Raw genomic sequence first — 21,719 nt, 5'->3', positions numbered from 1 at the left:
GAAGGGGAACAATCCCGTAAATCTGGGGGGGAAGAGGATGCATGAAAAAACAATGAAAGAAATTAAAATGGTAGCGAATCATATAAGTTCTATAAGATCATTTCAAGAGTCATTTCTCCACTTGATACGTAAAGTTATTGATTTTGACGCCGCTTGTTTTACAACTATAGACCCAATTTCTTTTTTATCTACTGGGGCATTTACCGATGAGAGTGTTGAAAAAATTCATCCACAATTGTTTATGAATGAATTTTTAGAAGATGATTTTAATAAATTTAAATGTTTAACAGAACACTCTCCTCATGTTGCTTCTCTAAGTATGGCGACAAATGGTGAACAAAAGAAAAGCTCTAGATACCGAAATATTTTAAAACCAGCAAGTTTTGGAGATGAATTAAGGGGCGTTTGTATGAGTAAGGGGAAATGTTATGGCCATCTTAGTTTATTTCGAGGAAGTATAAGTCCCGCTTTTCATATCGATGATTGTAAGTACTTAGCAACGATAGTCCCAATCGCTGGAGAGGCTTTAAAGAAGACAGTTTCTATACCTTTTTCAGAAGAGAAGGTGATAGGCACAGGTACGATTATAGTAAGTGAGGATTTTAGTGTATTATATTGGAATCAAGGTGGCAGCGAGTGGCTTTCAAATCTTAGAAAGCATGAACAGTTAAATATAAAAGAAATACCAAGGCCAATACGTGCGGTTTGTTCGAAAGTAAAGGCTAACGAGTATAATGTAGGGTGTATGAATAGAGAAGAAAACGTTTGTCTACCTTTAGCCTATGGCCATTTTTTAATCATTCGGGCTAGTAAGTTAGAACGTACAAGTAGTTTTCAAGGTGGTTATATTGTTCTATTCGAAAGAGCAAGACCGGAAGAGATTTTTCCACTTATTATGGAAGCTTATAGTTTTACAATACGTGAGAAGCAAGTAATACGTAAAATTCTTACAGGTATGTCGATAAAGGAATTAGCCCAAGAACTTTGTATATCTATATACACGGTACAAGATCATTTAAAATCCATTTTTGAAAAGACTGGGGTAAGTAGCAGAAATGAACTTGTGTGGGAAGTATTTTCGAAGTTTTGCTTTGATGTCAATGAATGAAAATAAAACAACTCTACAAAGATCACATGAAGTACGGTGGATGAGTTGTAGGATTGGACTTAAAAAGGTTATGGATGAAACGTTCCATAACCTTTTTTGATATGTAGAATTGTCCTTTTTGAACGTTTTGTTTCAACTTTTCGTCTAAAGAGACAAAAAGTTGTCACAATTCGGTCACAATTAGCATAAACATAAAATAGACGAAATGAACTTATTTCCAAAAAAGCTTAGTTCATTCCAATCATGATTCGTAGAGCTGCAAAAGCATGGATTAAAAGTTCACTATATTTTCAAGGAGGTAGATCGTATGAAAACTATTCTTGCTATCGCTGGGCTTATTTGGGTTTTATCACATGGAATTCCAATTTATGAAGGAGAACAAATTCGCAGTGCTCTGAATAAAAATTTTAATGAATATCATGTTATTGATCGGCAAGATAATGTTGTGACAGTTCGTGTAAATGACTGTTTTCATACGGTAACCGTGGAAGGAACTTCAGTAGTGAATGATGAAAAAGTATGTGATCAGCAATAATTATATATAGAAGGAAAAAAGTCTCAATTTATACACGTATAAATTGAGACTTTTGTATTTATGGATGAATAATAAGAGGGGATGGATAATCCCCTCTTATTATTTTTTTGAAAAAAGGAAAGGGTATCATGATAATTGAGGCTGAGAAGCTAATAAGTTGTTAAGAATAGGCATAAAGTGTAAATATACTCTTATGGGGTATCATGCGTAGATATTTAATGCTATAATTGGTATACTCATAAAAACAATTGTTTTATTGGATGAAGAGAAACTTTAAGAAGGTGATAATATGGATCATAAAGAGAATGAAGCAGTAACACATAGATCAGAAAAAGAAAAAGAACAGATTATAAATAGATTAAAGAGAATTGAAGGACAGGTTCGCGGTATTCAAAATATGATTGAAAATGATCGTTATTGCGTGGATATTTTAGTGCAAATTTCAGCGATTAATGCAGCGATGAAAAAAGTAGGAATGGGCGTTCTCAAAAATCATACGAGTCATTGTGTTTCAGGAGCTATTAAAAATGGAAATGGTGACGAAGCAATTGAAGAATTAATGACAGTATTTGAACGTTTTTCAAAAGCGTAAAAACAAGCTAGTATTTAACTGGCTTGTTTTTTTGTTTACCCTTATATTGGATTTTGGTGTATTGTAGTGAAAAAGTGTGTGTAAAATAAACTTTTAGAAAATAATTGAAAAATCATGATATAAAACCATTGATTACCTTAGGGGGGTATGGTAAGATGTAATTGTGATTAACAAACAATGAATAAACAAGAGGAGGATTTTAAATGGAACAGTTAACATTACAAGTTGAAGGTATGTCTTGTGGACATTGTGTAAATGCTATCGAAAGCAGTGTGAAAGAGCTAAACGGTGTTGAACAAGTGAAGGTTCAATTAGCAGAAGGAACTGTTGAAGTTACTATCGATTCGTCTGCTGTAACATTAAAAGATATCGTTGCTGTAATCGAAGATCAAGGATACGATGTTCAATAATTATTTTTAGATATGGAGATAAATCGTACTTTAAATGAAGTACGATTTATTTTGCTAATAATTATACCTCATAAGGGTATATAGAGGTGAGAGACATGAATGAAAAAAAAGAGGCCAATCTTCAAATATCAGGAATGACATGTGCGGCATGTGCAAATAGAATTGAAAAAGGTCTAAAAAAAGTAGAAGGTGTTCATGAGGCAAATGTAAATTTTGCGCTTGAAAAAACAAAAATAATGTACGATCCAACTAAAACAAATCCGCAACAATTTAAAGAAAAAGTTGAATCGTTAGGATATGGAATTGTAAGTGATAAAGCTGAATTTACTGTTTCAGGAATGACATGTGCAGCATGTGCAAATAGAGTTGAAAAGCGTTTAAATAAGTTAGATGGTGTGAACAAGGCGACAGTAAATTTTGCTTTAGAATCAGCCACAGTAGACTTTAATCCTGATGAAGTTAATGTAAATGAAATGAAGAGCGTGATTACGAAGCTAGGATATAAATTAGAAGTGAAACCAGATGATCAAGATGCATCAACTGATCATCGATTACAAGAAATTGAGCGACAAAAGAAGAAGTTTATTATTTCGTTTATTTTATCTTTCCCATTATTGTGGGCAATGGTTAGTCATTTCTCATTTACTTCGTTTATTTATTTACCAGATATGTTAATGAACCCTTGGGTGCAACTAACACTTGCAACTCCTGTTCAATTTATCATTGGTGGACAGTTTTATGTTGGGGCTTATAAAGCGTTACGCAATAAAAGTGCTAATATGGATGTTCTCGTGGCGCTTGGAACGTCGGCCGCCTATTTCTATAGTGTATATTTAAGTATTCAATCTATTGGTTCTTCGGAACATATGACAGATTTATATTTTGAAACGAGTGCGGTACTTATTACATTAATTATTTTAGGTAAATTATTTGAAGCGAAAGCAAAAGGGCGCTCATCAGAAGCGATTAAAAAATTGATGGGTTTACAAGCGAAGACAGCTACAGTTGTGCGAGATGGAACAGAAATAAAAATTTTGATTGAAGAAGTAGTAGCTGGTGATATCGTCTATGTAAAGCCTGGTGAAAAAATCCCAGTAGATGGGGAAATTGTAGAAGGAAAGTCAGCGATAGATGAATCGATGTTAACAGGCGAAAGTATTCCGGTTGATAAAACAATTGGAGATGGAGTAATCGGTTCTACAATAAATAAAAATGGGTTTTTAAAAGTGAAAGCCACTAAGGTAGGCAGAGATACTGCATTAGCTCAAATTATTAAAGTAGTAGAAGAGGCTCAAGGTTCAAAAGCTCCTATTCAAAGGGTAGCAGATCAAATTTCAGGTATTTTCGTACCAGTTGTAGTTGTGATTGCAATTATCACATTTGCAGTGTGGATGCTATTTGTTACACCTGGTGATTTTGGCGGAGCACTTGAGAAAATGATTGCCGTACTTGTTATCGCTTGTCCGTGTGCATTAGGGCTTGCAACGCCTACATCTATTATGGCAGGATCAGGAAGATCGGCTGAGTATGGTATTTTATTTAAGGGCGGGGAGCATTTAGAAGCAACACACCGATTAGATACAGTTATTCTAGATAAAACAGGTACTGTGACAAACGGGAAGCCGGTGTTAACAGATGTAATTGTAGCAGATGGATTCCGTGAAGAAGAAATACTACGTTTAGTAGGGGCAGCAGAAAGAAATTCTGAACATCCACTTGCAGAAGCGATTGTAGAAGGAATTAAAGAAAAGAAAATTGATATCCCAAGTTCAGAAACGTTTGAAGCGATTCCAGGATTCGGTATCGAATCAGTTGTAGAAGGAAAACAATTATTAATTGGCACACGTCGATTAATGAAGGAATTCAATATTGATATTGAAGAAGTTTCTAAATCAATGGAAGCGCTAGAACGAGAAGGAAAAACAGCAATGCTTATTGCAATCGATAAAGAATATGCCGGTATAGTTGCCGTTGCAGATACTGTGAAAGATACTTCAAAAGCAGCTATCGCAAGACTGAAAAAAATGGGTCTAGACGTTGTGATGATTACAGGAGATAATACACAAACTGCTCAGGCGATTGCAAAGCAAGTTGGTATTGATCACGTAATTGCAGAAGTATTGCCAGAAGGAAAAGCAGAAGAAGTGAAAAAACTCCAAGCACAAGGTAAGAAAGTAGCAATGGTTGGAGATGGAATAAATGATGCTCCTGCTCTTGCTACGGCGGATATCGGTATGGCAATTGGAACAGGAACGGATGTAGCGATGGAAGCGGCAGATATTACGTTAATCCGTGGGGATTTAAATAGTATTGCTGATGCGATCTTTATGAGTAAAATGACGATAAGAAATATTAAACAAAATTTATTCTGGGCATTAGCTTATAACGCGTTAGGAATTCCAATCGCGGCATTAGGCTTCTTAGCACCTTGGGTTGCTGGAGCAGCGATGGCATTTAGTTCTGTATCCGTTGTATTAAATGCATTAAGATTACAAAGAGTTAAATTAAAGTCTTAAAAAGCTACATTAAAGTAATTGAATAGAATTAAAAAACAATACTTTGAATAAGTATTGTTTTTTTGTTCGTATAGAAATTAAAACGATATAATAAAGAAGAAATATGGAATCGTATGTAGTAGAAAAGTTAAGAGGTAGTTTGGTAAGGAGACTTATATATGTTAAAAGATATTATAGTTAGAACATTTCAGAAAGAAGATTTAGAGCAAGTATTACAATTGTTCTATGAGACAGTTCATACGGTTAATGCAAAAGATTATAATGAGTTACAGCTACAGGCGTGGGCACCAAATCGACTAGATAGAGAAAGCTGGTTAAAGTCTTTAGAGAAGAATATTAGTTATGTAGCGGATCATAACGGTGTGATATTGGGATTTGGGGATTATAATGATGATCATTACGTAGATCGTTTATTTACACATAAAGATTATCAAGGGAAAAGAGTCGCTTCATACATACTACAGATGTTAGAAAAAGAAGCAGTGAAATTGGGGCATAGGGAGATATATACAGAGGCGAGCATTACCGCAAAACCTTTTTTTAAAAGTAAAGGTTTTATTTGCATAAAAGAACAAAAGAAACAGCATAATGGTCAGATTTTTATTAATTATGTTATGAAAAAAATATCCTTCTCATAAATGAGAAGGATATTTTTCATTATTTTACAGCTTCTTTTAGTTCTTTACCAGCTTTGAAAGCAGGTACTTTAGAAGCTGCGATTTGCATTTCTTCACCAGTTTGTGGGTTACGGCCTGTACGAGCAGCTCTTTCGCGAACTTCGAATGTACCGAATCCGATAAGTTGTACTTTTTCACCAGCAGCTAAAGTGTTAGTGATTGATTCTACTACAGTTTGTACAACTACAGTAGCTTCTTTTTGAGAAATCTCAGCATTTTGTGCTACGTTTTTAATTAATTCTGTTTTGTTCATGTTTTTCACCTCATATGTAAATAATGCTATTTAAGTTGTTATTATAACGTATAAAACATTCGAGAACAAGTGTACGTACATATATTCGCAAAAAAAATGAAATTTGTAATATTTTTTAGGACACTTTATAGACATTCCATTTAAGCGGATAGAGATTTGTTCTTCATTTCAGTCTTCTCTTGATGAGAAGGTAGTTTCTTATTATAAGATATGAAGTAAGGTAGTGCTACAAATAACATACCCCCTACTAAATTTCCAAAGAAAACAAAAATAAAGTTTGGAAAATATTCAGCCCAAGTGAAATGACCGGCAAAAATCGCAGCTGGGATGACAAACATATTGGCTACAACGTGTTGAAATCCAATCGCAACAAAAGTCATAACTGGGAACCAAATACCGATAATCTTTCCGATAAATTCTTTACTTCCCATACTGAGCCAAACAGCTAAACAAACGAGCCAATTACATCCGATTGCAGAAATAAATGCTTGCAATGGTGTATCTTGTAGTTTCGCTTGAGCGATAGAAATAGTTTTCGCTAAAAAAGCTCCTTCAGTTAAGCCGACGATATGACCGAAAAAATAGGCTACGAATACAGCTCCTATGAAATTGCTAAATGTAACAATAACTAAATTTCGTATGAAATAAAATAAAGTAATTTTCTTTTGGAACCAGGCCATAGAAACTGTCATCATGTTACCAGTAACTAGTTCACCGCCTGCAAGAATAACGAGAATAAGACCAATAGGGAATACAGCAGCGCCTAGAAAACTAGAAAACGATCCCCAATATTTTGGCATTGTCCCAATAACATGAATATCGAGTAAATACCCTAATGAGATAAAAGCACCACCAAAAAAACCAAGAATTAGCATAGGGAGCAATGATAAATGACCTTTTTTCCTTCCTGAATTCGCAGCAAGTTTCGTAATTTCTTCTGGTGTAAATACAGACATGAATAACCCCTCCGTAATAAAATGATGGAATGAATAGAAAAAATTCAAAAATCTACGTATTATAAAAATATGTTATGACTTCTGTATAAAATTGTCAAAGTGAATAGAGAGGGAACGACATATTGATAACATTGTTCATGTTGTCACATTAATGTAACAATAAGGATTTAAAGTGTTTCTAGAGGTGAAAACATGAATACGAATCATGTAAAAAAAGAACGAAAAAAATCAATCGTAAAGATATTTATTATTATTTTTATAAGTATATTAATGATACCAGTAAGTTTGTATTATTATGCGACAGAAATAGAACGAAAATTAGTAACAGTTACGTGGAATGAAATAGAAGCTTCTGCAATTCCTAAAGAATTTAATAATAAAAAAATATTACAGTTTTCAGATGTACATTTAGGACCAGAGTTTACACTGAAACAACTTGAACATTTAGTGGAGAAGATGAATGAATTACATCCAGATATAGTAGTTTTTACTGGAGATTTAATAGATAAATTTGGGTCTTATAGTGCGGAAAGAGAAGAAGCGAAGGCTATTTTGCAGAAAATTTACGCTCCCTTAGGGAAATATGCTGTGTTTGGGAATCATGATAGGGGCGGGGGCGGTAGTTTATTTTACAAAAAATATATGGAGGAAGCTGGTTTTTCTGTATTAGTAAATGAAGTGCAGAAAATTAAAGTGGAAAACGGCAAATATATTACAATATCAGGTTTGGATGATTTTCTATTAGGGAAGCCGCAAATAGATTCAACTTTAAAAAACTTGAAACAAAATGATTTCAACATGTTATTAGTACATGAGCCGGATGTTGTAACCAAAATCAATCGTTACCCAGTTGATCTTCAACTGTCAGGACATAGTCACGGAGGACAAGTCCAAATTCCTTTTGTAGGTCCGTTAATTACTACCAAACTAGCTGAGAACTATGTTGAAGGTATGTATGAAGTAGAGGGGAAGAGTAAGCTGTTATATTTATATGTAAATCGTGGCATTGGGACTACTAGGATGCCTGTTAGATTTTGGAGTGTACCTGAACTTTCAATTTTTGTGTTGAAGCAAAATAGTGACTAGAATAGTAGGAGGACTTTTAGAGAAAGTTCTCTTTTTTTAATGGTTAAATACTGAATATTATGTAAGTTTTGTTTAAAGTGTTAAATAAAGAAAGGGGAATTTCTAGGATAGAAACATGGCATAAAGAATTGGAAAGTTTATATAACCAAATAGTTTCATGACGAAGAGATTTTCATCAATATCCAGAGCTATCGTTGCAAGAAATAGAAACGCCGAGAAAAATAGCTGAAATCTTAAAAAGTTTTCATATTGATGTGAAAACAAATATCGGGAGCAGAGGAGTAATCGGCGTAATTGAAGGTGGAAGACCTGGGAAGACGATAGCGCTACGTGCTGATTTTGATGAACAAGCAATGTTAATTGGTGGTAAATTACTTTTAAGTCTTGTGAATAGTTATGTAAGAGATGAAAAAGAATCTCTTCATCATGTAGAAGTGAAAAAGTAATTTACATAAATAAAAAACAACAATAGGTTATGTAACCTATTGTTGTTTTTTATTATTTTTGCAAGGAAAGATTATCAAAATATGTTCTGTAAGTATTAGAGAATTCAAAGTTGTTTTTTGCATCCCAATTAATAGACCAAGACATTAGGCCGCGGAATGCAGGATAGCCACTCTGATTTGAAAGTTTATACTTTCCTCCGAAAGGAATGCCCTTAATGATATAATCTAAAGCTTTTTTCATTTCAGTTGGAGAAATGTACCCGCCACTTGGAGCGGCCGCTGGAGCTGCAGGAAGTCCAATCATGACTTGATCCGAACGAAGAGCTGGGAAAATGTTATTTGCATTACCACCTACAGGAAAACCATGTAAGAGCATATCCGCCATAGCGACTTCGTAGTCTGCAGTACCTTGATTGTAGTTATTACCGTCCATTCCAATCCCGCTACCAGCATTGTAGTGTTGAACGTGAATGTATGTTAGTTTATCTTTCACTCCATAAATAATTGGTAAATATGCACCCCAGATGCTTCCGTATGCGCTATAACCGCCTTGAACATAAGCTGTTTCAGGAGCCATGCTTAATAGAAAATCTGGACCATAATGATCTGAGATTGTTCGAATAGCTGATATAAGATTTACGATTTGAGGAGTAGTTGGTTTTTTGAAATTAGTGTCATTTCCGTTTAAGTAAATACCCGATTCAAGGTCAATATCTATTCCATCAAAATCATATTTATCAATCAGAGATTGTATGGAATTAATAAAACGTTGCTTAGCGGCATTGTCAGGGAGTAAAACGACCCCATTTTGTCCACCTATTGAAAGAACTACTTTCTTTCCTTTACTTTTTAAATAAGAAATATCTGATTTGAATTCTGCATCTGTACCATATACAGGGGAAAATTCAACAGTGGAACGATCACCACCAGTTTCACCGAAAGATACATTGATTACATCCCATTTTGGTGAAACGTCTCTTAATTTAATAATGCCAGTACCGTTATCGAAGTTATGCCAGTATCCAACGAGTAATTTTGAACCTAAATTGTTTGCTGCTTGTGTTTGGAAAGGGGATAGCGGTAGTAGTAAGAACATTACTAAAATACAACAAAAAAATTTGAACTTGTTTAACATATTAACACTCCTATACAAAAAGTTGTCTAGATGTATAATCTTGTTTATTTAATGATATCTGAAAATTCTTTCTTTTGTAAGAGGACTATAATTTTCTCAACAATTGTGTATGGGAAAGTATTAAACCTAATGAAATAATTTTTGAAGGAGATTGAATTGCAATTGTTAAATTCAGAATATTTTGATATATTTTAAAGTATAGGACAAAATCTTTCGCACAGTACTCTTACATAAATTTCAAAATTTAGTTTGGAAGGGGATGTACAAGAGTTGGATAAAAATCTTAAGAAAGACCTCAAAATACGCCACATTACAATGATCTCAATTGGTGGCGTAATAGGAGCTGGTTTGTTTGTTGGAAGTGGTGCGGTTGTGCATTCGGCAGGACCTGGTTCTATCGTTTCATATGCATTAGCAGGGCTTCTAGTTATTTTCGTTATGAGAATGCTGGGGGAAATGGCAGCTATTAATCCGACAAGTGGTTCATTTGCAACATATGCAAGAGAAGCAATTGGTCCATGGGCAGGTTATACAATTGGGTGGCTATATTGGTTTTTCTGGGTAATTGTTATTGCAATAGAAGCTACAGCAGGTGCTGGTATTATTCAATACTGGATTCCGGAAATCCCACTCTGGTTATTAAGCTTAATATTAACGATTTTATTAACGTTGACGAATGTTTTCTCGGTGAAATCATTTGGAGAATTTGAATATTGGTTTTCATTTATTAAAGTAATAAGTATTGTTTTGTTCCTTTGCTTAGGTCTTGCTGTTATTTTAGGATTTGTACCAGGAACGGAAGCACCTGGCACTTCGAATTTAGTAGGGCAAGGAGGGTTTATGCCAAATGGTATAAGTTCGGTGTTACTTGGAATCACCGTCGTTATATTTTCATTTATGGGATCTGAGATTGTTGCTGTAGCCGCTGGAGAGTCTGCCGAACCTGTAAAAGCAGTAAAAACAGCAACAAATAGTGTGATTTGGCGTATTCTCGTATTTTTCATTGGATCGATCGCTGTAGTTGTTACACTCCTTCCGTGGAATTCAGCGAACATACTAAAAAGCCCATTTGTGGCGGTATTGGAACATATAGGGATACCAGCGGCAGCACAAATTATGAATTTTATCGTTTTAACAGCTGTACTTTCTTGTTTAAATTCGGGTTTATATACGAACTCAAGAATGCTTTTTTCAATGGCAGAAAGAGGAGATGCACCAAAGGCATTTTTGAAATTGAATAGTAGTGGTGTTCCGGTTCGGGCGGTTTTATTTGGAACTTTCTTTGCTTACATTGGAGTTGTTTTTAGTTACATATCTCCAGATAAAGTATTTTTATTTTTAGTGAATGCATCTGGCGGTATTGCATTACTCGTTTATCTCGTTATAGCAATTTCACATTTCAAGATACGTAAAAAAATGGGGAAAGCAGAACAACAAAATTTGAAAGTGAAGATGTGGCTTTTTCCATATGTAACATATGTTACAATTGCTGCGATTATAGCAGTTTTAGTTGCAATGATCGCAATTGAATCTTTACGTTCACAGGCACTATTAACGATGCTTGTTACTCTTCTTATAATAATTTCTTATTTTATTTTTAATAGAAATAAAAATAGTACAGTATTGAATTCCGAAAGTAAAAATGAGGAATCTGTTCGATTCTAATTTCTTGTTTTAGAAGAGAGTTACACCCAATCATTGCTATAAAAGAATCATAGAAACAAGTAATTACTATTGTCATAGTGAATATAAACTTTTTTCTTGACTTTTTATACGAAGGCGAGCAGAATGGTAAAAAAGGAAGGGGGGATGATGTTGGAAGAGTACGTATTAGAGCTGTATAACTTGTTATATACGACAGAATGGCAAGATATTGTTTCGTTTCTAGGAATAGTATTTTGCATGAAAATTGTAATTGTATATATGGAAGAGCAAGGTATGTTCTATTCCTTCTCATCTCCGTTCGATGTGCAGCGCGAGCCGTTGCTAAACTATGCCAATGTGAATTACGAACAATTTCCTTTTGTACTATTCTTTATGATTCGATTTATAACAGCAATTGTAAAGAAGAAGGAAAGTGATGATGAAGAGTGCCACGCAACTTGTAAGGTAGCTAATGTTTTTTAAGCTAAATACAAGGAGGAGATTTATATGTGGTTTCGATTTCTTATGATTGGTTTCTTTTCATTAACAGCAATTTCATTAATGGGATATCAAGTGTCTGAAATTTTTCAAGCATATAGCGATACATTTTTTAACAAAAATTAATCGCGTTGCTATTTGAATAATAAAGCGATAAAATCCTTCTTAAGAAGTTTTATTAAGAAGGATTTTTTTCTTTGTCTTGTCTTGCTGTGTCAAACTATTGTCACATTTACACTGTGAATAATATGTTAAAATAGTGAGGTTATGTATACATACTTGAAGGAAGAGGGAGTGACCATTTTGGTGAATCAATCAACAAATCAGAAAAGCTATGCTCCTATTGTGATAACGCTTTCTGTAATTGTAAATGCGATTATTTTATTTTTGTTCTTTGGACCTGTTGGCTATGAAGGAGAAGTACATTTTGATGTAACAATTTTACCAATGTTAAATGCGATTTTTAATAGCTTTACGTTCGTATTCTTATTAGCAGCTTTATACTCTATTATTAAAAAGAATGTGAAAATGCACCGTGGTTTTATCCTCGCAGCATTTACAACGACGTTGCTATTTTGTGTTTCTTATTTATCGTATCATTACTTGGCGCCAGCAACACATTTTGGCGGAGAAGGGTTCATTAAATATGTGTACTTCATTATTTTAATTACGCATATTATCCTTGCTGCAATTATTGTACCACTTGCATTGTTTGCACTTGTATTTGGTTTTACAAATCAATTAACACGTCACCGTAAAATTGTACGTTGGACGATGCCAATTTGGTTATATGTAAGTTTATCTGGTGTTATTGTTTACTTAATGATCTCACCTTATTATCAATAAAAGTCTCAGCCCTTAGGCTGGGGCTTTTTTGTTAAGCAAATCTTTTTGTGAAATGAAAAAAATATGGTATACAAAAGTATAGTTGCTTTTCATATAGAAGGGATGGTAAAGAAATATGCAAAATTTTGTATTTCGTAATCCAACGAAACTTATTTTCGGTAAAAATCAATTAGAACAGTTAAAAACTGAAATTCCACAGTTTGGTAAGAAGGTTCTTCTCGTATATGGAGGAGGCAGTATTAAAAGAAACGGTATTTATGATAATGTAATTTCTATTTTAAAGGATATTAATGCAGAAGTATTTGAATTGACGGGTGTTGAACCGAATCCTCGTGTATCAACTGTAAAGAAAGGGATTCAAATTTGTAAAGATAATGGAGTTGAATTTATTTTAGCAGTTGGTGGAGGAAGTGTAATCGACTGTACGAAAGCGATTGCTGCTGGTAGCAAATATGATGGAGATGTATGGGATATTGTAACGAAAAAAGCATTTGCTAGTGAGGCATTACCATTTGGCACTGTACTTACTCTTGCTGCGACAGGTTCTGAAATGAATGCAGGCTCGGTAATTACAAATTGGGAAACGAATGAAAAGTATGGATGGGGAAGCCCAGTTACATTCCCGCAGTTTTCAATTTTAGATCCAGTTCATACTGCATCTGTACCGAGAGATCAAACGATTTATGGTATGGTAGATATTATGTCACATGTATTAGAACAATATTTCCATCATGGAACGAATACAGAACTACAAGACCGTTATTGTGAATCTGTTTTAAGAACAGTCATTGAAACAGCACCTAAGCTTTTAAGTGATTTAGAAAATTATGAGCATAGGGAAACAATTTTATATTGCGGAACGATGGCGTTAAATGGCATTTTAGCGATGGGAGTAAGAGGTGACTGGGCAACTCATAATATTGAACATGCAGTTTCTGCTGTTCATGATATACCGCATGGAGGTGGGCTTGCGATTTTATTCCCGAACTGGATGAAACATGTTGTAGAGGAAAATGTAAGTCGTTTTAAACAGTTCGCTATTCGTGTATTTGATATAGAAACAGATGGCAAAACAGATAAAGAAGTGGCGTTAGAAGGAATTGAGGCACTGCGTCAATTTTGGACTTCAATTGAAGCGCCAGCAACATTAGCTGATTACGGTATTGGAGAAAATGAAATTGATATAATGGCTAATAAAGCGATGGTGTATGGTGAATTTGGTAACTTTAAAAAATTAAATAAAGATGATGTTCTAAGTATATATAAAGCTTCTTTATAAGTGAATTTAGAAAAGAAACCTATTTGATTGTTTGATCGAATAGGTTTCTTTTTTGCTGTTTATAAGCGTTTATGAATGTTTGTGATTATTTTTGAATGTTTGTGGTTGATTTTTGTGACCGTTTTCATTATACTGTAATCAAAGAAGAGGTGAATAAAATGTTAACTCCTGAACGTCATCAAATGATATTGCAACTTGTAAAAGAACAGAAAGTTGTAAAATTACAGCAATTAGTTGAAAGAACAGAAAGCTCTGAGTCGACAATTCGCCGTGATTTAGCACAATTGGAAAAGCAAAGGTTATTAAAAAGAGTTCATGGTGGTGCCGCTGTTTTAACAGGAAAAGGGCAAGAACCAACGATGGTTGAAAAATCATCCAAAAACATTCAAATAAAACAACAAATTGCTAATTATGCGGCTAGCGTTGTTGAACAAGGTGATTGTATTTATTTAGATGCAGGGAGTACAACATTTGAAATGATTCCATTTTTAATCAATAAAGATGTTACTGTCGTTACGAATGGACTTATGCATATTGAAGCTTTAGTTGAAAATAATATTCGTGCGTATTTACTAGGCGGAATGATGAAGAGTAGGACGAAAGCTTTAATCGGTGCTATGGCACAGGAAAGTATGCAGAAGTATCGCTTTGATAAATGTTTTTTAGGTGCAAATGGTGTACATGAACAGCTTGGCTTTACAACGCCAGATCCAGAAGAAGCGCTCCTAAAACAAATGGCATTAACATTAGCAAACGAAGGATATTTCTTAATTGATGAAAGTAAGTTTTCAGAAGTTGCGTTTGCGAAAATTGCAAATGTTGAAGATGCAAATATTATTACAAACCATTTAGAAATTGATTTAGAAAAATATAAAAAACAAACCAATGTAATTGAGGCTGATAAACAATGATCTATACAGTTACTTTAAACCCATCTATTGATTATGTAGTGCAAGTTCCTTCTTTTGATTTAGGAACAATAAATCGAGCGGAGAAAGATATGAAGTTTCCTGGAGGAAAAGGAATTAATGTTTCTCGTGTTCTTCAGCGTTTAGGTGTTAAAAATATAGCACTTGGATTTACTGGTGGATTTACTGGTCAATTTATTAAAGAGGTATTACATGACGAAGGTGTAACAACAAACTTCGTCCAAGTAGATGAAGATACTCGCATTAATGTGAAAATAAAAGGGAAAGAAGAAACAGAATTAAATGGCCAAGGTCCTATTGTAACAAAAGAGCAGTTCGAACAGTTAATGAAAAAAATTGAGAGTATGCAACCTGGAGATTGTGTTGTACTCGCTGGGAGTGTACCAGTCTCTATTCCAAGTACCTTTTACGAATCAATCGCTGCGTTTGGAGCTGAAAAAGGTATTCGTGTAGTAGTAGATGCAAGTGGAAGTGCACTGCAACATGTAATTAAAAATAAGCCGTTTTTAATTAAGCCAAACCACCATGAACTTGGTGAGTTGTTTGGAGTGGAGCTTTCAACAGTAGAAGACATTTTACCTTATGGAAGAAAATTAATTGAACAAGGTGTAAAACACGTTATCGTATCGATGGCTGGAGAGGGAGCTTTATTATTTACGGCAGAAGGTATATATGAAGCGACTGTTCCAAAAGGTGTTGTAATTAATTCAGTTGGGGCCGGAGATTCTCTTGTTGCAGGGTTTGTAGGCAAATATGAACAGACAAAAGATATTGAAAAGGCATTTCAATACGGCGTTGCAACAGGGAGTGCAACAGCATTTTCAGCTGATTTATGTAAGAAGGAAAAAGTAGAAGAATTATTGTCGCAAGTAATTGTAGCTAAGCGATAGGGGGAAGCAACATATGAAAATTACAGAACTATTAAAAAGGGATACAGTCATTATGGATTTGACAGCTTCAAATAAAGAAGCTGTCATAGATGAATTAGTTGAGAAATTAAACGGGGCAAATCGTTTAAATAGTAAAACGGAATTTAAAGAAGCTATTTTAAAGCGGGAGTCCCAAAGTACGACTGGAATAGGGGAAGGTATTGCAATACCTCATGCGAAGACAAAGGCTGTTAAACAACCATCGATTTGTTTTGGTAGAAGTGTAAGCGGTATCAATTATGAGTCGCTTGATGGACAACCGGCACACTTATTCTTTATGATTGCTGCAAGTGAAGGAGCGAATAATACTCATTTAGAAACGTTGTCTCGTTTATCGACATTATTAATGGATGAAGGGTTTCGCAAGCAACTATTAGAAGCGAAGGATGAAAGTGAGCTTCTTCAACTATTTGATGAAAAAGAGAATGAAAAAGAAGAAGAGATTGAAGTTGCAAAACCAGAAGGAAATGAACCGTACGTACTTGCTGTTACAGCTTGCCCAACTGGAATCGCTCACACATATATGGCGGCGGATAGCTTAAAAGCAAAAGCGGCAGAGTTAGGAATAGCGATTAAAGTTGAAACGAACGGATCAACAGGTATTAAAAACGGTTTAACGAAAGAGGATATTGAACGTGCAACAGCTATTATTGTTGCGGCAGATAAACAAGTAGAAATGAATCGTTTTGCTGGTAAACATGTCATTCAAGTGCCAGTTGCTGATGGGATTAGAAAAACGGAAAATCTGCTTAAACGAGCTGTCAAACAAGATGCACCAATCTTTAAAGGTGTAAAAGAGGATGGGAAAACAGAAAGTATTGAGAGAGAAAAAGGATTAGGAATTTATAAGCATTTAATGAGCGGTGTAAGTAATATGCTTCCATTCGTTGTTGGTGGCGGGATTTTAATAGCGCTAGCATTTTCGTTTGGTGGTATAAAGGCGGAAGGTCCTTTAGCTGAATTGTTCATGTCAATTGGTGGAGGAAAAACAGGTGCGTTTTTATTCCTTGTACCAATTTTAGCTGGATTTATTGCAAGCTCTATTGCTGATCGTCCTGGTTTTATGCCTGGTGTTGTAGGTGGATTTTTAGCGGCGAATGCGAATGCTGGATTTTTAGGTGGATTAATTGCTGGTTTCTTAGCTGGATATGTTGTTTTAGGGTTAAAAAGATTATTTTCAGGACTACCAGTACAATTAGAAGGAATTAAACCTGTTTTGTTATATCCAGTCTTTGGATTATTGATTACAGGAGTTGTAATGCAAAAAGTAGTAATTCCGCCTGTAGTAGCATTAAATGAAATGTTGACAGGGTGGTTAAATGGTTTAAATGGTACGAATGCTATATTACTAGGTCTTATTTTAGGTGGTATGATGGCAATTGATATGGGTGGTCCAATTAATAAAGCGGCATTTACGTTTGGTATTGCTGCAATAGAAGCACAGAATTTTGGAGTGCACTCAGCAGTTATGGCTGGTGGTATGGTACCGCCACTTGCGATTGCATTCGCAACTACATTCTTTAAATCAAAGTTTACAGAAGCGGAACGTAAATCTGGTTTAACAAATTATATTATGGGAGCATCGTTCATTACAGAAGGTGCGATTCCGTTTGCAGCTGCAGATCCGGTTCGAGTAATCGTAAGTTGTGTTGTTGGTTCAAGTATTGCAGGTGCGTTATCTATGTTATTCCAAATTACATTACCGGCACCGCATGGTGGTTTATTTGTAATAGCATTAGTAAATAAACCGTTACTATATATTTTCTCTATATTAATTGGAACGATTGTCTCGGCTATTATGCTAGGTGTTTGGAAAAAGAAAGTTCAATAACAAATGAAAAGAGAGTAGCTTTTAGTAGCTGCTTTCTTTTTATTACAAAAAAATAGGTTAACAATGGAATATTGATGCTTTTTGGTAAAAGATGTAATGAATTTTGGGTTTTTTGTAACAAAAAAGTAACACTGTAATTTTTTCTGGAAAAAGTTCTTGTGCTCGTATGTAAAAAATATATGAAAACCATTGGAGATTGTATTAAAAATACATTTTATTAATATGGAAATTTATGTTACAGCTCATTAATCGTATATTACGAATGCTTTGTAATTGTGTGATTTCTAAAAATTCTAAAAATCTGTTGCTATAATGAAAATACGAAAACAAAGCAAATGGAGGCTATTCATGAAAAAATTATTAAGTATAGCAACAGCAGCAGTTTTTGGTCTTGGGATTTTTGCAGGTTCTGCTAAAGCGGAAACAATTGTAACGACAGACGTATTAAATGTTAGAGAAAACCCAAATGTAGAGTCAAAGCTTGTAGGTAAAGTGTTAAGTGGGAATACACTAGATGTTATAAATACAGAAAATGGATGGACAAAAATTAAGTTGAACGGTAAGGAAGCGTTTGTAAGTGCTGAGTTTACAAAGAGCACATATTATGTAACGGCGGGCGTATTAAATGTTCGTGCTGGAGCGAATACTGATTCTGAAATTTTAGGTAAACTTAATAAAGGTGATGTGATTGAAACGACGAATCAAGTTCAAAATGAATGGTTACAATTCGACTACAATGGAAAAGTCGGATATGTTCACGTGCCATTTTTAACAGGAACGGCACCTGTAATTGAAAAGAAAGAAGTTGTAGCTCAAGAAGAAGCGCCGGCTAGAACAAATACGCCGGTTAAAAATAATACAGCAGTTAAGAATAAAGAGTCTGTTAAGAGTAACGATTCTATTAAGAAGGTAGAATCAAGTAAACCTGTGGTAAAAGAAAAGCCGGCTGCAAAACCAGTTGCGAAATCTACTGAAACAAGTGCGCCTACTGGTGGTCGTGAAATTACAGTAGAAGCGACGGCATATACAGCAGATCCGAGTGAGAATGGTTCGTATGGTGGTCGTGTATTAACTGCAATGGGGCATGATTTGACAGCAAATCCAAATATGAAAGTAATTGCTGTTGATCCGAAAGTAATTCCGCTTGGCTCAAAAGTATGGGTAGAAGGATATGGAGAAGCGATTGCTGGAGACACTGGTGGTGCGATTAAAGGAAATCGTATTGATGTATTAGTCGGTTCAGATGGTAGTGCTAATAGCTGGGGGCGCAAATCTGTAAAAGTGAAAGTTATACAATAGGTTATCGATATTAATATAAAAAGCGGTTGCTTGAAATTATGTAAGCAGCCGCTTTTTATGGATTATTGAAATGGATAAATAGTTTTACCTGTAATAATTTTATATGCACTGCAAAATTGCGTTTGTATATATTCTGTATTTTTATTTTCTACATGTAATGTTGTTTCATGGAGAGTAGAATGAAAAGCCCGTAGTAAACAATTTAGGGCGAAGTATAATTCCTCTTGTGAACAATTTTGTTCTTTTGTAGAAGTAGCTAAAATGAGGTCTTTTGTCAAAGATGAAAAATTGATGGTGGATTGTTTCATAGTTAACTCATCCTCTCGAAACTATTTTTATCATGTATATGCAGAATTGGACAAACTATGTTCTTTTTTATATGTAATTTCATGTACCGAAATGAAAGAACTTGCAATCATGCCGTTAAAATTGGTAAGATTGGGTATAATCAATAGATGGAGTATATTACATAAAGAGAGTTGAATGATATGGGAGAATTGCAACGTGAAAAAGTTGCTGTCATCATTGGACCAACTGCTGTTGGAAAGACGAAGTTAAGTATCGATCTTGCCAAAGCGTTGAACGGTGAAATTATTAGTGGTGATTCCATGCAGATCTATCGAACGATGGATATTGGAACTGCAAAGGTAACAAAAGCAGAGATGGACGGAATTCCACATTATATGGTCGATATAAAAAATCCGGAAGATTCATTTTCTGTCGCGGAATTTCAAGAACGTGTTCGCAAGCATATTCAAGAAATTACAGAACGTGGTAACTTACCAATTATAGTTGGTGGAACCGGTCTTTATATACAATCTGTTTTATTTGATTATCAGTTTACAGATGATGCTGGTGATGTGATATACCGAGAGCAAATGGAAAAGTTAGCTTTAGAACGCGGTGTGGAATATGTACATAAAAAATTGCAAGAAGTAGATCCAGAAAGTGCAGAGCGTATTCATGCAAATAATGTACGACGTGTCATTCGGGCGTTAGAAATTTTCCACACGACGGGTGAAAAAATGAGTGACCAAATTGAGAAACAAGAAAAAGAGTTACTCTATGATGTTTCATTAATTGGCTTGACAATGGATCGAGAAATGCTATACGATCGCATTAACTTACGAGTGGATTTGATGATGGAACAAGGCCTATTAGAGGAAGTAGAAGGGCTGTATAATAGAGGGATACGAGATTGTCAATCTATTCAAGCGATTGGATATAAAGAAATCTATGATTATTTTGAGAATCGAGCCTCTTTAGAAGATGCGGTATCACAATTAAAGACGAATTCGCGTCGTTATGCAAAGCGTCAATTAACGTGGTTCCGTAATAAAATGGATGTCACGTGGTTTGATGTTACAGACGGTGAAAAAACGTCAGAAATTTTACGATACATAGAAGGAAAGTTACAAGTAAAGTCGAATAATAGTAAGTAGAGAAAAAGAGGAGGATTCGACATGAAGCAATCAATCAATATTCAAGATCAGTTTTTAAATCAACTCCGTAAAGAAAATACGTTTGTTACGCTGTACTTATTAAATGGTTTCCAGCTTCGTGGACTAATTAAAGGATTTGATAATTTTACAGTCCTACTGGAAACAGAAGGTAAGCAACAGCTTATTTATAAACATGCAATTTCTACATTTGTACCACAAAAAAATGTTTCAATTGAATTAGAATAGTAATGAATTATTGTACATAACAAAAAAAGAGCGAGTTTCTCGCTCTTTTTTTATTTGTCATAAACAATATATAGTGAAATTTAAGCGATTCTAAATACAGTAAGGCGGATGTTAGTATTTCCTGTCGCAGGAATCGTAATCTCATTAAGAGTAGATTGGACAGAAATTCTTGCACCAGCTACTAATGTTTCGATTGTAGTAAATGAAAGTGAGTCGCCTATTAAATTTGAAGAGAAATTATCAGTTGCGACTGCTCCATTAATTGAAATTCCTACTCCGAGTGGAGCGCATCCTGGCGCAGTTGTAGAAATGGATACGCTAATTACATAAATACCACCGTTGATAACAGTAACTGTATCTGTGCCGTTGAAGATAATATTGTTTACGTTAATTGCAGTACTAAAAATAAAGTTATTAAATTGCAGTACTGTTTGCTGAATATTGTTTGTTACAACAATTGTTGCTACAGGGAAGCTAGGTCCAGTTGGCCCAGTAGGTCCGGTAGGCCCACCAGAAGGTCCAGAAGGTCCAGTAACTCCTATACCAGTAGCGCCGGTAGCACCCGTTGGTCCTTGAATGCCTTGAGGTCCGGTAGCGCCGGTAGCACCCGTGTTACCTTGAACACCTTGAGGTCCAGTGGCACCCGTAGCACCCGTGTTACCTTGAACACCTTGAGGTCCAGTGGCACCAGTAGCACCTGTGTTACCTTGAACACCTTGAGGTCCAGTAGCACCCGTAGCACCTGTGTTACCTTGAACACCTTGAGGTCCAGTAGCACCAGTAGCACCTGTGTTACCTTGAACACCTTGAGGTCCAGTGGCACCCGTAGCACCTGTGTTACCTTGAACACCTTGAGGTCCAGTGGCACCCGTAGCACCTGTGTTACCTTGAACACCTTGAGGTCCAGTAGCACCGGTAGCGCCTGTGTTACCTTGAGGCCCCTGAGGTCCGGTAGCACCGGTAGCACCCGCAGGTCCTTGAGCGCCTGTATTGCCGGTAGCGCCTGTGTTACCTTGAGGCCCCTGAGGTCCAGTAGCGCCGGTAGCACCCGCAGGTCCTTGA

Annotated in this window: 22 protein-coding genes and 1 pseudogene; 18 read left to right on the top strand and 5 right to left on the bottom strand. The window is 35.3% G+C overall.

Going from position 1 to position 21,719, the window contains the following annotated elements:
- The first annotated feature begins 37 nt into the window (after positions 1 to 37).
- The 6 genes from MR167_RS06235 (at position 38) to MR167_RS06210 (ending at position 5,799) form a co-directional block, all read left to right on the top strand.
- The gene (locus MR167_RS06235; protein ID WP_242314194.1) at positions 38 to 1,108 is read left to right on the top strand and encodes a helix-turn-helix transcriptional regulator; all 1,071 of its coding nucleotides are present in this window, start codon (positions 38 to 40) and stop codon (positions 1,106 to 1,108) included.
- A 307-nt stretch (positions 1,109 to 1,415) separates the two neighbouring features.
- On the top strand, positions 1,416 to 1,643 hold the full coding sequence (locus MR167_RS06230; protein WP_000849105.1) for a hypothetical protein: 228 nt from the start codon (positions 1,416 to 1,418) through the stop codon (positions 1,641 to 1,643).
- 289 nt (positions 1,644 to 1,932) lie between these two features.
- Positions 1,933 to 2,235 carry a metal-sensing transcriptional repressor gene (locus MR167_RS06225; protein ID WP_000349643.1) on the top strand — a complete coding sequence of 101 codons (303 nt, stop codon included), beginning with the start codon at positions 1,933 to 1,935 and terminating at the stop codon, positions 2,233 to 2,235.
- A 203-nt stretch (positions 2,236 to 2,438) separates the two neighbouring features.
- Positions 2,439 to 2,645 (top strand): copper chaperone CopZ, encoded by a 207-nt coding sequence (gene copZ / locus MR167_RS06220; protein WP_000436973.1) that lies wholly within the window; start codon positions 2,439 to 2,441, stop codon positions 2,643 to 2,645.
- 95 nt (positions 2,646 to 2,740) lie between these two features.
- Positions 2,741 to 5,161, top strand: a complete 2,421-nt coding sequence (locus MR167_RS06215) for a heavy metal translocating P-type ATPase (RefSeq protein WP_001003184.1) — start codon at positions 2,741 to 2,743, stop codon at positions 5,159 to 5,161.
- 158 nt (positions 5,162 to 5,319) lie between these two features.
- On the top strand, positions 5,320 to 5,799 hold the full coding sequence (locus MR167_RS06210) for a GNAT family N-acetyltransferase (RefSeq protein ID WP_000910172.1): 480 nt from the start codon (positions 5,320 to 5,322) through the stop codon (positions 5,797 to 5,799).
- 19 nt (positions 5,800 to 5,818) lie between these two features.
- Here MR167_RS06210 and MR167_RS06205 read toward each other — a convergent pair whose 3' ends face one another.
- Positions 5,819 to 6,091, bottom strand: a complete 273-nt coding sequence (locus MR167_RS06205) for an HU family DNA-binding protein (RefSeq protein ID WP_001043904.1) — start codon at positions 6,089 to 6,091, stop codon at positions 5,819 to 5,821.
- A gap of 140 nt (positions 6,092 to 6,231) precedes the next feature.
- Positions 6,232 to 7,047 (bottom strand): formate/nitrite transporter family protein, encoded by an 816-nt coding sequence (locus tag MR167_RS06200; protein WP_000110552.1) that lies wholly within the window; start codon positions 7,045 to 7,047, stop codon positions 6,232 to 6,234.
- Positions 7,048 to 7,239: 192 nt separating this feature from the next.
- Between MR167_RS06200 and MR167_RS06195 the strand changes: the two genes are divergently transcribed.
- Positions 7,240 to 8,133 (top strand): metallophosphoesterase, encoded by an 894-nt coding sequence (locus MR167_RS06195; protein ID WP_242314192.1) that lies wholly within the window; start codon positions 7,240 to 7,242, stop codon positions 8,131 to 8,133.
- Between the two features lie 107 nt (positions 8,134 to 8,240).
- Positions 8,241 to 8,477: pseudogene (locus MR167_RS06190) on the top strand (amidohydrolase); the annotation flags it as partial.
- A 154-nt stretch (positions 8,478 to 8,631) separates the two neighbouring features.
- Here the strand turns inward: MR167_RS06190 and MR167_RS06185 are convergent.
- The gene (locus MR167_RS06185) at positions 8,632 to 9,714 is read right to left on the bottom strand and encodes a chitinase (RefSeq protein WP_242314191.1); all 1,083 of its coding nucleotides are present in this window, start codon (positions 9,712 to 9,714) and stop codon (positions 8,632 to 8,634) included.
- 270 nt (positions 9,715 to 9,984) lie between these two features.
- Between MR167_RS06185 and gabP the strand changes: the two genes are divergently transcribed.
- From gabP to entD, 8 genes are all read left to right on the top strand, one after another.
- Complete coding sequence (gene gabP, locus MR167_RS06180; RefSeq protein ID WP_000360101.1) at positions 9,985 to 11,379, top strand: GABA permease; 1,395 nt, start codon at positions 9,985 to 9,987, stop codon at positions 11,377 to 11,379.
- 123 nt (positions 11,380 to 11,502) lie between these two features.
- A complete protein-coding gene (locus tag MR167_RS06175) occupies positions 11,503 to 11,841 on the top strand; it encodes a hypothetical protein (RefSeq protein ID WP_003309818.1) in 339 nt (112 codons plus the stop codon).
- Positions 11,842 to 12,159: 318 nt separating this feature from the next.
- The gene (locus MR167_RS06170; RefSeq protein WP_000248061.1) at positions 12,160 to 12,702 is read left to right on the top strand and encodes a DUF420 domain-containing protein; all 543 of its coding nucleotides are present in this window, start codon (positions 12,160 to 12,162) and stop codon (positions 12,700 to 12,702) included.
- A gap of 115 nt (positions 12,703 to 12,817) precedes the next feature.
- Positions 12,818 to 13,981 carry an iron-containing alcohol dehydrogenase gene (locus MR167_RS06165; protein WP_001179113.1) on the top strand — a complete coding sequence of 388 codons (1,164 nt, stop codon included), beginning with the start codon at positions 12,818 to 12,820 and terminating at the stop codon, positions 13,979 to 13,981.
- 158 nt (positions 13,982 to 14,139) lie between these two features.
- On the top strand, positions 14,140 to 14,892 hold the full coding sequence (locus MR167_RS06160) for a DeoR/GlpR family DNA-binding transcription regulator (RefSeq protein WP_000957288.1): 753 nt from the start codon (positions 14,140 to 14,142) through the stop codon (positions 14,890 to 14,892).
- Positions 14,889 to 15,800: a 1-phosphofructokinase gene (gene pfkB, locus MR167_RS06155; RefSeq protein ID WP_023522800.1), complete on the top strand. Its 912-nt coding sequence runs from the start codon at positions 14,889 to 14,891 to the stop codon at positions 15,798 to 15,800. Before MR167_RS06160 ends, pfkB begins: the two co-directional genes overlap by 4 nt.
- 13 nt (positions 15,801 to 15,813) lie before the next feature.
- Positions 15,814 to 17,670, top strand: coding sequence for a PTS fructose transporter subunit IIABC (locus MR167_RS06150; protein WP_000704609.1), 1,857 nt, complete (start codon positions 15,814 to 15,816; stop codon positions 17,668 to 17,670).
- Positions 17,671 to 18,018: 348 nt separating this feature from the next.
- Positions 18,019 to 18,969 (top strand): cell wall-binding protein EntD, encoded by a 951-nt coding sequence (gene entD, locus MR167_RS06145; RefSeq protein WP_000735454.1) that lies wholly within the window; start codon positions 18,019 to 18,021, stop codon positions 18,967 to 18,969.
- A gap of 62 nt (positions 18,970 to 19,031) precedes the next feature.
- On the opposite strand, the gene MR167_RS06140 is transcribed toward entD, so the two are convergent.
- Positions 19,032 to 19,277, bottom strand: a complete 246-nt coding sequence (locus tag MR167_RS06140; RefSeq protein ID WP_000814430.1) for a hypothetical protein — start codon at positions 19,275 to 19,277, stop codon at positions 19,032 to 19,034.
- Between the two features lie 180 nt (positions 19,278 to 19,457).
- On the opposite strand from MR167_RS06140, the gene miaA reads away from it, so the two are divergent.
- The gene (miaA, locus tag MR167_RS06135) at positions 19,458 to 20,411 is read left to right on the top strand and encodes a tRNA (adenosine(37)-N6)-dimethylallyltransferase MiaA (protein ID WP_000504289.1); all 954 of its coding nucleotides are present in this window, start codon (positions 19,458 to 19,460) and stop codon (positions 20,409 to 20,411) included.
- Between the two features lie 21 nt (positions 20,412 to 20,432).
- Positions 20,433 to 20,657: an RNA chaperone Hfq gene (gene hfq, locus MR167_RS06130; RefSeq protein ID WP_000813896.1), complete on the top strand. Its 225-nt coding sequence runs from the start codon at positions 20,433 to 20,435 to the stop codon at positions 20,655 to 20,657.
- Positions 20,658 to 20,737: 80 nt separating this feature from the next.
- Here the strand turns inward: hfq and MR167_RS06125 are convergent.
- Positions 20,738 to 21,719 (bottom strand): Gly-Xaa-Xaa repeat protein (locus MR167_RS06125; RefSeq protein WP_242314189.1); only part of this gene is annotated, 982 nt, incomplete at its 5' end.

Origin of the sequence: Bacillus cereus group sp. BfR-BA-01355 (assembly GCF_022663675.1) — a bacterium.
Classification (GTDB): Bacteria; Bacillota; Bacilli; order Bacillales; family Bacillaceae_G; genus Bacillus_A; species Bacillus_A thuringiensis_S.
This window is presented reverse-complemented; position numbering and strand designations above follow the sequence as displayed.